At 50.7% G+C, this 12,472-nt stretch carries 12 protein-coding genes; 1 reads left to right on the forward strand and 11 read right to left on the reverse strand.

Annotated features, from left to right (window positions below; genetic code table 11):
- Positions 1 to 98 precede the first annotated feature (98 nt).
- Positions 99 to 362 carry a DUF2442 domain-containing protein gene (locus ACN0R1_RS07820; RefSeq protein WP_417581600.1) on the reverse strand — a complete coding sequence of 88 codons (264 nt, stop codon included), beginning with the start codon at positions 360 to 362 and terminating at the stop codon, positions 99 to 101.
- An 11-nt stretch (positions 363 to 373) separates the two neighbouring features.
- On the reverse strand, positions 374 to 640 hold the full coding sequence (locus tag ACN0R1_RS07825; RefSeq protein WP_417581602.1) for a DUF4160 domain-containing protein: 267 nt from the start codon (positions 638 to 640) through the stop codon (positions 374 to 376).
- Between the two features lie 294 nt (positions 641 to 934).
- On the opposite strand from ACN0R1_RS07825, the gene ACN0R1_RS07830 reads away from it, so the two are divergent.
- Positions 935 to 1,735 (forward strand): inositol monophosphatase family protein, encoded by an 801-nt coding sequence (locus ACN0R1_RS07830; protein WP_417581604.1) that lies wholly within the window; start codon positions 935 to 937, stop codon positions 1,733 to 1,735.
- Positions 1,736 to 1,793: 58 nt separating this feature from the next.
- On the opposite strand, the gene ACN0R1_RS07835 is transcribed toward ACN0R1_RS07830, so the two are convergent.
- From ACN0R1_RS07835 to ACN0R1_RS07875, 9 genes are all read right to left on the reverse strand, one after another.
- Entirely contained in the window at positions 1,794 to 3,086 is a 1,293-nt protein-coding gene (locus tag ACN0R1_RS07835) for an adenylosuccinate synthase (RefSeq protein WP_417581606.1), read from the reverse strand.
- Between the two features lie 35 nt (positions 3,087 to 3,121).
- Entirely contained in the window at positions 3,122 to 4,294 is a 1,173-nt protein-coding gene (locus ACN0R1_RS07840; protein WP_417581608.1) for an ATP phosphoribosyltransferase regulatory subunit, read from the reverse strand.
- A gap of 168 nt (positions 4,295 to 4,462) precedes the next feature.
- The gene (gene hflC / locus ACN0R1_RS07845) at positions 4,463 to 5,335 is read right to left on the reverse strand and encodes a protease modulator HflC (protein ID WP_417581610.1); all 873 of its coding nucleotides are present in this window, start codon (positions 5,333 to 5,335) and stop codon (positions 4,463 to 4,465) included.
- 1 nt (position 5,336) lies between these two features.
- Positions 5,337 to 6,548 carry an FtsH protease activity modulator HflK gene (gene hflK, locus ACN0R1_RS07850; protein ID WP_417581611.1) on the reverse strand — a complete coding sequence of 404 codons (1,212 nt, stop codon included), beginning with the start codon at positions 6,546 to 6,548 and terminating at the stop codon, positions 5,337 to 5,339.
- A gap of 70 nt (positions 6,549 to 6,618) precedes the next feature.
- Positions 6,619 to 7,923, reverse strand: a complete 1,305-nt coding sequence (gene hflX, locus ACN0R1_RS07855) for a ribosome rescue GTPase HflX (protein WP_417581612.1) — start codon at positions 7,921 to 7,923, stop codon at positions 6,619 to 6,621.
- Positions 7,924 to 7,932: 9 nt separating this feature from the next.
- Positions 7,933 to 8,172, reverse strand: a complete 240-nt coding sequence (gene hfq, locus ACN0R1_RS07860) for an RNA chaperone Hfq (RefSeq protein WP_036519535.1) — start codon at positions 8,170 to 8,172, stop codon at positions 7,933 to 7,935.
- Positions 8,173 to 8,286: 114 nt separating this feature from the next.
- Complete coding sequence (gene miaA / locus ACN0R1_RS07865) at positions 8,287 to 9,216, reverse strand: tRNA (adenosine(37)-N6)-dimethylallyltransferase MiaA (RefSeq protein ID WP_417581614.1); 930 nt, start codon at positions 9,214 to 9,216, stop codon at positions 8,287 to 8,289.
- A gap of 1 nt (position 9,217) precedes the next feature.
- Positions 9,218 to 11,083, reverse strand: a complete 1,866-nt coding sequence (mutL, locus tag ACN0R1_RS07870; RefSeq protein WP_417581616.1) for a DNA mismatch repair endonuclease MutL — start codon at positions 11,081 to 11,083, stop codon at positions 9,218 to 9,220.
- On the reverse strand, positions 11,083 to 12,465 hold the full coding sequence (locus tag ACN0R1_RS07875; RefSeq protein WP_417581618.1) for an N-acetylmuramoyl-L-alanine amidase: 1,383 nt from the start codon (positions 12,463 to 12,465) through the stop codon (positions 11,083 to 11,085). The genes mutL and ACN0R1_RS07875 overlap by 1 nt, the downstream gene beginning before the upstream one ends.
- Between the last annotated feature and the right edge of the window lie 7 nt (positions 12,466 to 12,472).

The raw sequence follows: 12,472 nt of genomic DNA on the forward strand, positions 1-12,472 counted from the left end.
CCTCGTTTTTTAAAGTCTGAGGCTACTGTAAATTTAAAAATAGGCTGGCTCTAGGACGTCTTGGAATGGACGCTTACGATCAAAGTGCAGCTGCGTGGTTAAGCTTCAGCAACATCTTGTTGAGCGGTTGAACGCTGACATTTGCTATAGACGAATGCCGGATCGAGATCGACTCCAACACTCCACTCTATAGTGTCGAAAGACACGCGAACCTGATTGAATGAGCTTCGCTCTTTAAGTCTTTTAAAAACACCAAAATCCAAGTAGGGCTTCATATCCAATATGCCCTGCTCTCCGTTTGCGAATTCGACTGACAGAAGATAATTCTCAAGCGGGGTGACGCTTGTCACTGATGGATGCATGATTAACCCCCTTACTGTAGCGGCTGAATTTTAAACGGCTCTTCACCATTCATTACCAGGTTCCAATCAGCCATAAGCTCTTCTTGATGAAGTTCAGCCCATGCCAAAACGAGCTTTGTTTGTTTTTTAGGTAGATCGCTATCAATAACCTCACATGTTCGAATATCAATAGTTGCCTTATATTCGCTGTAATAAACATGAAAATGCGGCGGCGGATGCTCTTTCGGAGCATAATACATCCGAATAATAATGCCATAGAACATAGAGATTGTAGGCATACACTCCTCCATTAAGCATAACGAAGCCTGCATATTTTTCTGAACAACAGTGCAATAGTCGGAATCGGTAAATACGACACTAAACAGATTCTTCCTATCTCCTTATATTTACTCAGTATACTCCACCAACAACATCAAATTGTCCAGCGATGAAAAACTGATCAACACATCGAACCAGAACCATCAGGTGGCACCAGTACCCAGAGCGTGAAAAAACCCCACATGAATAGATAAGCAACCGCCACTTCAGTATAATGGCGCTTTGCTCTTGAACAAAACTGGACGCTTAACCTGATGCAACCGATAGTAAATATCGCACTTCGTGCTGCCCGCCTTGGCGGAGAACAGATTGCCCGCGCGGCAGAACGCCTTGATCTGATCAAATCCGAACAGTCCGGCGCGGCTGAATTCATTAGCGAAACCTGCTCTCAGGTTGAGCGGAGCATTGCTCAGTCCATTCAGAAAGCTTACCCACACCACACGGTGAAGGGTGATTTCAGTGGCAACTACAAAGCCGCAGGTGAAGGTCCGGTGGTATGCGACTGGCATATCAGTCCAGTAGACAACCTGCTCAATTTCTCCAATGCCCTGCCCGTTTATGCACTCACCCTGACTGGGCGTATCAATGGCCGCATTGAACACTGTGTGGTCATCAACCCGGTAACCGGCGAAGAATTTACCGCCAGCCGTGGTAATGGAGCACAGCTTAACGGACGCCGTTTACGCGTCAGCACTAACAAAAATCTACACCAGGCACTGCTAGGCAGTGGATTTGTCTCTGCCACAAACCGTGATCAAGCGTTTGCCGAACATCAGCGCCTGTTAAATCACCTCTCCACAGCCGGTGCTAATCTGTTTAACAGTGGCTCAGCGCTATTGAATATGGCTTATACCGCCGCAGGACGACTGGATGGCTTCTTTCAAGCCGATCTGAGTGAAACTGATATGGATGCAGGGATACTGCTGATTCAGGAAGCGGGTGGTTTAGTGGGTGATTACAAGGGTGGTAATGCTCATCGCCAAACTGGCAACCTGGTGGCTGCCAATCCGAAAATGTTCAAACTGCTGATCAAAACGATTCAGACAGTAGTATAAATTCAAACAACCGGCTACCTGTGTGAATGCACAGGTAGCCGGTTGCTAAATCGATCCATCAGTTAAACGGATCGCGTAACACTATCGTCTCATTACGATCAGGGCCAGTTGAAATGATATCAACCGGTGCACCTACCAGTACTTCCAACCGACGAATATACGCACGCGCATTTTCAGGCAAGTCTTCAAGGGTTTTTGCACCCACTGTTGACTCACTCCAGCCAGGCATCATCTCATACACGGGTGTAATAGCTTCGTAATCTTCGCTACCGCTAAGTGAATACACTGGCTGACCCTGTGCATCTTCATAACCGGTGCAAATACCTATCTGCTCCAGACCATCCAGCACATCCAACTTGGTCAGACACAAACCAGAAACCGAGTTGATCTCAATAGCATGTTTCAGTGCTACGGCATCGAACCAGCCACAACGACGCGCACGCCCAGTGGTCGCACCGAACTCATGGCCTTTCTCAGCTAACTGCTTGCCAATGGCACAAGACAGCTCTGTCGGGAAAGGACCGCCACCCACACGCGTGGTATAGGCTTTAGTAATACCGAGAATATAATCAAGGTAAAGCGGACCAAAACCACTACCGGTGGAGGTTCCACCTGCGGTGGTATTTGACGAAGTCACATAAGGATAAGTACCGTGGTCGATATCCAGCAAAGATCCCTGTGCACCTTCGAACATGATACTGGCACCCTGACGACGCAAGTCATGCAGAATAGTGGTCACATCGGCAATCATCGGCAGCAGTTTCTTAGACATTTCCATGCATTCAGCCAACACAGCATCAAAGCTGACCGGCTCAACACCATAATACTGCTGCAACATGAAGTTGTGGAACTTAAGCAACTCGCGCAACTTTTCAGCAAACAGATCAGCATCGCGGATATCGCCCAGACGCAAACCACGGCGAGCCACTTTGTCTTCATAAGCTGGACCAATACCACGACCGGTGGTACCAATTTTAGATTCACCGCGCGCCAGTTCCCGCGCCTGATCCAGAGCCACATGAGACGGCAGAATCAAAGGGCAAGCGGGACTTAAACGCAAACGCTGACTGACCGGGATACCGGTCACTTCCAGCTCGGCGATTTCCTTTAACAGCGCCTCTGGAGAAAGCACCACGCCATTACCGATCAGGCAGAGTACATTTTCCCTGAGAATCCCGGAAGGTATCAAATGGAGTACGGTTTTCTTTCCATCGATTACTAACGTATGGCCAGCATTGTGGCCGCCTTGGAAACGTACTACCGCTGCAATCTTTTCAGTTAAAAGATCAACGATTTTACCTTTTCCTTCATCACCCCACTGGGTGCCCAGAACAACGACGTTTCTACCCATTGCTGTCTCATGTACTCATAAAAAGTGTTAATAAATCAGAGCGGCTTGATCTGCCACTCTCCACCCTGGTGTTCCAACCGACGATCACAAGATGCCGGTACAGGCAGGCCATCCAGCATCTGAATGACACGATAGCCCTGTTGTCGTAATGTGCGAATCGCATCCTGCAACACAGGATCAGCATTTTCTGCTGGTGCAAGTATCGCTTTTTCAGCTTCTGCAGGCACACCGGCCAGTTCGATCAGCGTACTCAAATCGGTACTAAAGCCAGTTGCCGGACGCGCGCGTCCAAAATCTTCACCTATTTCATCGTAGCGCCCGCCCTTGGCAAGCGACTGTCCAAAGCTGGGCGTATAGGCCGCGAACACCACACCTGTATGGTAGTGGTATCCACGCAACTCAGCCAGATCAAAATAGCACCGTACCGCCGGATAGCGCTGCTGGATCAGCGCTGCTAACTGCGCCAGGTAATCAATGGCCTGGCGTGCTTCAGGCTGACTGAAACAGTCACGCGCCTTTGCCAGCACATCGACAGTACCATGCAAACTCGGCAGAGCCGACAACTGCTTACGCAGCGCTTCACTGACCGGCAGTGATTCGATAAATACAGCGATTTCAGGCATGGCCTTGCGCTGCAGCAAGTCAATAAACTGGTCTTTCTGTTCCTGATCCAGATCAGCCTCACGCACCAAGGCCCGAAACAGACCCACATGGCCAAGATCCAGCGTCAGTACATCACTGATACCTGCGGCGTGAAGTGTTTCCAGCATCAAGGCAATGATCTCCGCATCGCTTTCAATACCCGCATGACCATAGAGCTCTGCACCGGCCTGCAGCGGATTACGACTGGCAAGCATATGCGCGGCATGGGTGTGAATTACCGAGCCACAATAGCACAAGCGACTGGCACCTTCAGTGCGCAGTCTGTGCGCATCTATACGTGCGACCTGGGGAGTAATATCAGCACGAATGCCCAGCGCATGACCACTCTGACGATCAGTCAACTTGAACGTAATCAAATCCAGATCACGACCGGTACCCGTTAACAGGGATTCCAGATGCTCAACCAATGGTGGCATCACTAATTCATAGCCCCAGCTGTTATATAAATCCAGTATACGTCTGCGCATCAGTTCCGCCTGGCGGGCCTGAGGAGGCAACAGTTCTTTTATACCTTCAGGCAGTAACCATCTATCTGCCAGTGCCATGCATCAATCCTCTTGTCATCGCCACTCCTGCACATCCCTGCACCCGCAGCATACCGCACATCCTGTACATAAAAAAACCGGGCTCTGACCCGGTTAACGAATTCTAACATGAAAGCAGGTGCCATTGGCACCTGCTTTAGTCATACGCCAAGGTACTTGTTTCGGTACTTACTGACCCATTGGGTTCTGCAAATAACGGAAGAAATCACTCTTCGGCTCAAGCACCATCACATCGCCACCACCCTGGAAGGATTCACGGTAGGCATTCAGACTACGCATGAAAGCGTAGAACTCTGCATCCTGACTGAAGGCGTTGGAATATATATTGGCTGCTTGCGCATCACCTTCACCACGAACGATTTCAGCGGCACTGAATGCGTTAGCGGTAATAACAGTACGCTGACGATCCGCGTCGGCTCGAATACCTTCGGCCAGCTCCATACCGCGAGCACGTAGCTCACGAGCCAGACGCAGACGCTCAGAACGCATCCGGTCATAAACCGACGCAGACACTTCAGTAGGCAGGTCGATACGCTTGATACGAATATCAACGATCTCGATACCCAGCTCGTCCTGTGCAACCAGACTCAAGGCCTGATTGACCTGATCCATCAGTTCTTCACGCTCACCAGATACAACCTGATTCAGGGTACGCTCACCAAACTGGTTACGCAGGTTAGTCTCGATACGGCTGGACAGCAGGCTGTTAGCTCGATTTTCATCACCAGACGTAGCGGTGTAGTATTTCTCTACATTGGCAACGCGCCATTTAATGTATGAGTCAACAATCAAACGCTTGGCTTCCAGCGTCAGGAAGGCCTGAGGTCTGGAATCCATTGTGATCAGACGCGCTTCAAACTTGCGCACAGTGTTCACAAATGGAATCTTGAAATGCAGGCCTGATTCAATATCAGGCTCTACAATTTCACCAAAACGCAGCTTCACTGCACGCTCGGTTTCCTTAACAATATAAACTGACTCAGATACCAGCCAAACTGCGATCAGCGCTACAACCAGCACTATTACTGAATTGGATTTCATCTTATCGACCCTCCCTCAGACTGCCGGCCTGACGATTTCGCGCCTGTTCAGTAACCTGATCATTCAGTTGACGCAGATTCATCTCGGCACTACTGCTTCGGGTTGAAGCGCCCGACGTTCCGCGCTGCTGTTCCATCAACTTGTCCAGCGGCAGGAACATAACATTATTGCTACCACTCTCAACATCCATGAGTACTTTCGGCGTATTGGTCAGCACATTCTGCATCATATCGATATAGAGACGTTCACGGGTAACATCTGGTGCTTGACGATATTCAGTCAAGAGCGCCAGGAAACGCTGCGACTCACCGTTGGCTCTGGCAACCACCTCTTCACGATAAGCACTGGCTTCTTCAAACATACGCTGAGCATTACCGCGTGCTTCTGGAACTACGCTGTTAGCATAGGCTTCAGCTTCGTTTTTGGAACGCTGTTCGTCCTCACGCGCCTTGATTACGTCATCAAAGGCATCCTGAACCTGGCTTGGTGCCTGGGCATTACGGACGTTGACGCCAGAGATACGAATACCTGTTTCGTAATTATCCATATGACGCTGCAAGCGTTCCTGAACAGAGATCGCCATCACCTGACGCCCTTCAGTCAGGATGGAGTTCATATCAGAACCACCGACAACCTGACGCAAGGCTGCTTCAGAAGCTTGCCCAAGACTGTCTTCAGGACTTCTAACTTTTAGGGTAAAGAATTCCGGATTTTCAGCGACGTACTGCACGCTGATATCAACATCAACGATATTTTCATCTTCAGTCAACATCAAAGCACGGTGATCATGGATACGTACCCGGGTCACATTGACTTTATTCACCTCATCAATGAGCGGTGGGTTCCATTGCAGACCAGGGTTTACCACACTGTGGAATTTACCCAGGCGCAATACAACACCACGCTCCTGCTGATCCACGGTATAAAAGCCCATACCGGCCCAAACAACCAGCGCCAAAACGGCCACGATTCCGACAAGGGTAAAACTGCCGCCTTTACCACCACCGGAACTGCCTGTTCCGCCGGATCCACCTTTCTTGCCACCAAAGAGCCCGTTTAAACGGTCCTGCAATTTTTGCAGCGCTTCATCCAGATCAGGAGGCCCCTGGTCATTATTACCACCATTACGCTTACCACCGCCGGGATTTTTGTCACCGCCGCCGCTCCAGGGGTCATGGTTCTTACCATTTCCGCCAGGCTCATTCCAGGCCATAGTTTTCTCCGCTTTAAAACAACTTAATTAAAAATGAAATTTTATGAGTCGCACCACAGGGATGCAACCGCTATTCATTATCGACCATCGCCGCCAGGTATCGTTCCGCCGGAATATCCAGGCGGCTCAACAACTGACGAAAATCCTTCAATTGTATCCGCACCTGCAAACTAATACGGCCATCCGCGTCAATCCGCTCATTCAGCACCGCATCTTTTGTGTAAAGCAAAGAGCGTAGCTGACCTTCTGATGGACTTAATTGCAAAACATCTTCAAACATCAACCCGGATAGACGTTCATTCACTGCCTGCAACAGCAGTTCAGCACCCTCACCTGTCTGTGCAGACAACCAGACCCGTACTGGTTTGCCATCCTCATCACGATCTATCCGTGCAGGGAAGTCATCCAGCAAGTCTATTTTGTTATACACCAACAGCACCGGACGCGAGTCAGCCCCAATTTCAGCCAACACATCGTTAACCTGTGCGATATGCGCCTGACGTTCATCATCATGGCAATCGATAACATGCAACAACAGATCAGCCTCAGCTGTTTCCTGAAGGGTAGCACGAAATGCTTCCACAAGCTTATGCGGTAAGTGTCGAATAAACCCGACAGTATCCGCCAAAATGATAGGACCCGCATCTGGCAACTGCACTTTACGCAGGGTAGGATCCAGGGTTGCAAACAACTGATCAGCGACATAAACGCTCGCCGCTGTTAATCGATTGAACAGGGTTGATTTGCCGGCATTGGTGTAACCGACCAAAGAGACTGTCGCAATTTCCGCTCTGACACGCGCACGACGACCCTGATCACGCTGACGTCTGACTTTATCCAGTCGCTTAAGAATCGCTTTAATGCGCGCACGCAACAACCGCCGATCAGTCTCCAGCTGCGTTTCACCCGGACCTCGTAGCCCTATCCCGCCCTTCTGACGTTCAAGGTGAGTCCAACCGCGCACCAGACGTGTCGACATATGTTCCAGCTGTGCCAGCTCAACCTGCAACTTACCCTCATGGGTACGCGCACGCTGAGCAAAGATATCCAGAATCAGACCGGTACGGTCAAGTACCCGGCACTTGATTTCACGCTCAAGATTACGCTCTTGAGCAGGACTCAACGCATGGTTAAAGATCACCAGATCGGCTTCGTGTAATCGCACCAGCTCAGCCAACTCCTCAACCTTCCCCTTGCCAAGGAAAAAGCGTGGACTTGGATCAGAGCGGCTGCCATTCATGAAACAAATGGGATCAGCACCCGCTGAAAGAGCAAGCTCTTCAAGTTCTTTCGGATCTTCAGCCTCAGACTCTGAGGCCAGATCAATATGCACCAATATGGCGCGCTCTCCGGACTCCGGACGCTCAAAAAACAATCAGATCACTCACTCTTCAGGCTTATCTTCCGGCTGCGGTAATTTCACCGGACGGGAAGGAACGACAGTTGAGATGGCATGTTTGTAGACCATCTGACTGACTGTATTTTTCAGCAAAATAACGAACTGATCAAAGGATTCGATCTGACCCTGAAGCTTGATACCGTTAACTAAAAATATCGATACAGGGACCCGCTCCTTGCGCAACACATTTAGATAAGGGTCTTGTAATGACTGCCCTTTTGACATTGTTTACTCCTTCACTGAAAACATTCAGTCATAAAAATTAGTGTAATTATACTTTTAAGCAATGGCAGACCTTATACCAACCTCACAAGACCTGCAATGCACAAAACCATAGCATTATATAACGTTACCCTCTATCAACTTCAAGCTATCTCTGAGCATATCGTGTTTTTCTTCTGACAAGACCTGTAATTCCGGCCAACCTCTGAGCCAGGTATACTGCCTTTTAGCCAACTGACGTGTCGCTACCACGGCCTTCTCACGCATGCTGTCATAGTCCATGCGTCCATCCAGATACTGCCACATCTGCCGATAACCAACGCAACGGATCGAAGGCATCCCTTCATGCAGATCGCCACGCTTAAACAGGTCAGTCACTTCGGCTTCAAATCCGTCTGCCAGCATTTGTTCAAAGCGTATAGCGATACGTTGATGCAGCGCAGCACGATCACTTGGCAGCAGCGCCAAAGACAATACTCTAAAGGGCAGTTCTGGTTGTTGCTGTTCTTGCCAATGCTGCGTCAGAGTTTTACCCGTGAGCAGGTAGACCTCCATCGCCCGCTGCACCCGCTGGGTATCGGTCGGATGCAAACGTGCAGCAGCGACTGAATCTACAGCAAGTAACTCACGATGCACCGCTTCAATGCCCAGCTCCGCAATGCGACTCTCCAGCTCAGCCCGGACGTTTGGATCAGATGCAGGCAGCGTCGCCAGGCCTTTCAGCAAAGCATTAAAGTACATCATTGTCCCCCCTACCAATAACGGGGTTCGCCCAGCAGACAGCGCTTGATCGATCGATTGTAACGCATCTTCACGAAACTCAGCCGCCGAATAGCTTTCAGCCGGATCACGAATATTCACCAAGTGATGGGGATAGCGCTGCAGGGTAGCCATATCAGGCTTTGCCGTACCTATATCCATACCCCGGTAGATCAGCGCTGAATCAACGCTAATCAATTCAACCGCCAGGTGGTCCGCCAGGCGCATAGCCAGATCAGTCTTCCCCGAGGCCGTAGGCCCCATTAGACAAACTACCAGCGGCTTCATGTTATTGTCCACGCAGAAACAACTTATCCAACTCAGTCATACTTAAAGGCACCCAGGTCGGGCGCCCATGGTTACACTGACCACTGCGCTCAGTCTGTTCCATGTCGCGCAATAAGGCATTCATTTCAGCCTGCGTCAGCTGTCGATTAGCACGGACAGCTCCATGACAAGCCATGGTACCCAGCAATTCATTAATATGATTTTCTATCCGACGACTGTCACCCAGCTCAAACAGATCGGCCAGTACATCCCTGACCAGTTGCTGTACATCCGCTTTAGCCAGGTACACAGGAACCTCACGAATAACCAGTGTTTCATCACCCAGACGCTGTAAACCGAAGCCTAAACGTGCAAACAGATCTAACTGCTCTTCCGCCAGATCCGCTTCACGCCGACTGACCGAGAGACTCACCGGCACCAGCAAGGGCTGACTCCTCAAGCGCTCATCAGTCAACGCCTGTTTCATCCGCTCATAAACAATGCGTTCATGTGCCGCATGCATATCAACCAGAATCAGACCGGTTGTACTCTGGGAAAGAATGTACACCCCATGCAACTGTGCGAGTGCGAAACCTAGCGGCGGTGTACCATCTACAGCATCGGCTGGCATGGCTTCATTTATACTGGCAACCACCGCACCACTATCACTTGGATAGAGCTGCCCATACTGGGCGATCTGTCGCTGCACGGCTGAAGCTGATGGCGCTGAGGTGGCCTGAGGTGGCAGGTAAAAACGGTTTTGTGAAAACGTCTGTTCAGGGACATTAGCAGGCACAGCCGAAGTGGCCATATCAACCTGATGCGGCATGGGAGCCGCCTGCTCAAGCACCGACGCCGGTGTCATCTGCGCAATCACACGGTGCAGGGAGCGATAGATAAAATCATGCACCAGGCGACTTTCACGGAATCTGACCTCATGCTTGGTCGGATGCACATTAACATCAACCAACGCTGGATCCAGTTCTAAGTACAACACAAATGCCGGATGACGACCATTATAAAGCACATCCTGGTAGGCCTGACGCACCGCGTGACTGACCACCTTGTCTTTGATAATCCGGCCATTAACAAAAAAGTACTGCTGATCGGCCTGGCTGCGCGAGTGTGTTGGCTGCGTAATCCAGCCATATAAACGCAACCCGGAGGCTTCAGCCTGCATATCCACAACCAGAGCATGTTCAATAAAAGGCTGGCCCAGTAACTGCGACAAGCGGCGCTCACGCTCCAACTCCGAGATAGCCGGACGTAGCTGATATAGAGTCCGGGCATTATGCGTCAGGGTAAAACTGACATCGAAGCGACTTAGCGCCAGCCGCCTGACCACCTCTTCCAGATGATTGAATTCAGTCTTTTCAGTGCGCAGAAACTTGCGCCGTGCTGGAGTATTAAAGAACAGGTCGCGCACTTCCACAGTACTGCCATGAGGGTGCGCGGCAGGCGCCATCTCCGGCTCCATATCACGCCCTTCAGCCGTCACAGACCAGGCCTGTTGCTGATGCCGAGGTCGTGACGTTAGCGTCAAGCGTGACACCGAGCTGATACTGGCCAGCGCCTCACCCCGGAACCCCAGGCTCATAACAGCCTCAAGATCTTCCAACACGGTAATTTTGGACGTGGCATGACGACTTAAAGCCAGGGGCAAATCATCTTTGCTAACTCCTGAGCCATCATCACGTAAACGAATTAAACGTACACCGCCCTGCTCAACCTCAAGCGTAACAGATCGAGCACCCGCATCGAGGCTATTTTCCAGCAGTTCTTTGACCACAGATGCCGGACGCTCAACGACTTCACCCGCGGCAATCTGGTTAGCAAGTTGTGGAGTCAGCAGATGTATTGAAGATGGTTGTGATGGTTCTTTTTGCATCAACCCGCAGGTATCCTTAACACTTGACCTATTCGAATACGATCACCATTGATCTGATTTGCCTCACGCAACGCGGTTACAGACACACCATTACGTACGGCAATAACAGACAGTGTATCACCAGGCTGTACACGATGGGTACGATCAACGCCAGCAAGAGCAGTTCCCCCCTGTCGTTTATGCCAGGCAACCCAGGTCATATCCGGTGGCTTTTGCCAGAAATAATTATTCACACCCTGAAAAATAGCCTGCGCCATACGCTGCTGATAAGCTGAGGTACGCAGTTGAGCTTCTTCCTGCGGATTGGTTATGAAACCGGTCTCGATTAGAATCGAAGGCACATCGGGTGAACGCAGCACAGAAAAATTAGCCATTTCCACAGCTGATTTGTGCATACGGGCAAACTGTCCCAAATTACTATGAATAATACCGGCAACTTCGCGACTGCCCGTACGACTGGCGGTCATGGACATATCCAGCAGCACACTGGCTAGAACCTCATCCTTGTCCTCCAGACTGACGCTGCCGACACCCCCGATCAAATCCGAACTGTTTTCACGACTGGCTAACCAGCGACCCATTTCACTACTGGCACCACGTTCTGATAGAACCCATACGGATGCACCACGGGCACTAGGCGTTTTCCAGCCATCCGCATGGATTGAGATAAACAGATCCGCATTGGCTTGACGCGCCCTGAGGGCACGATTACGCAGGCTAACGAAATAATCCCCATCCCGGATCATGACGGCTTTGTAGCCTTGCTCAGCATCTACCACGCGTTTTAATGCAAGCGCTATAGCTAAAACGATGTCTTTTTCCCGAGTACCATTAGGTCCCACAGCACCAGGGTCTTCGCCACCATGGCCGGCATCTATGGCAATGACTATGTCACGCAACTGCCCCTGACCGTTCGCAGGCGGTGTGGCGCTGACAGCCGGCACGGCGGCAGCGGCAGCCCCCGCTGCGGTAGCAACGCCCAAGCTCTCAAGATCCACTACCAGACGATGCCCATACTGATCATTGGGTGGCAGATCAAAACTTTTGGGGCGCACCTGGTCTTTCATGTCCAGGACAATCCGCAAGGTACCTTCAGAGTTGCTGTGACGAATACCCGCAATCGGGCTATCATCCAAAGACAGTTGATTCAGATCAGTCTGCAGGTGGGTATTGCTGACATCGATAACAATCCGATCCGGGTTTTGCAGGGCAAACAAGCGATGCTCAACCGGTCCGCTGAGATCAAACACCAGGCGTGTGTTATCCGGCGCCAACCAGGAGCGCACACCCTTCACCTCAGCATTGGCAAACACCAATACCGGTAACAGGCTCATCAACAATAACAGCAGCCCTATCAGGGAACTGCGAGCATTTACTTTCACAGTACGC

The sequence above is a fragment of the Nitrincola sp. genome (genome assembly GCF_048264025.1).
Classification (GTDB): domain Bacteria; phylum Pseudomonadota; class Gammaproteobacteria; order Pseudomonadales; family Balneatricaceae; genus Nitrincola.

Excerpts from the sequence above, each read along its gene's own strand:
- ACN0R1_RS07820 (WP_417581600.1), bottom strand. The coding sequence starts at position 362 with ATGCATCCATCAGTGACAAGCGTCACCCCGCTTGAGAATTATCTTCTG.
- ACN0R1_RS07825 (WP_417581602.1), bottom strand. The coding sequence starts at position 640 with ATGCCTACAATCTCTATGTTCTATGGCATTATTATTCGGATGTATTAT.
- ACN0R1_RS07830 (WP_417581604.1), top strand. The coding sequence starts at position 935 with ATGCAACCGATAGTAAATATCGCACTTCGTGCTGCCCGCCTTGGCGGA.
- ACN0R1_RS07835 (WP_417581606.1), bottom strand. The coding sequence starts at position 3,086 with ATGGGTAGAAACGTCGTTGTTCTGGGCACCCAGTGGGGTGATGAAGGA.
- ACN0R1_RS07840 (WP_417581608.1), bottom strand. The coding sequence starts at position 4,294 with ATGGCACTGGCAGATAGATGGTTACTGCCTGAAGGTATAAAAGAACTG.
- hflC (WP_417581610.1), bottom strand. The coding sequence starts at position 5,335 with ATGAAATCCAATTCAGTAATAGTGCTGGTTGTAGCGCTGATCGCAGTT.
- hflK (WP_417581611.1), bottom strand. The coding sequence starts at position 6,548 with ATGGCCTGGAATGAGCCTGGCGGAAATGGTAAGAACCATGACCCCTGG.
- hfq (WP_036519535.1), bottom strand. The coding sequence starts at position 8,172 with ATGTCAAAAGGGCAGTCATTACAAGACCCTTATCTAAATGTGTTGCGC.
- miaA (WP_417581614.1), bottom strand. The coding sequence starts at position 9,216 with ATGAAGCCGCTGGTAGTTTGTCTAATGGGGCCTACGGCCTCGGGGAAG.
- mutL (WP_417581616.1), bottom strand. The coding sequence starts at position 11,083 with ATGCAAAAAGAACCATCACAACCATCTTCAATACATCTGCTGACTCCA.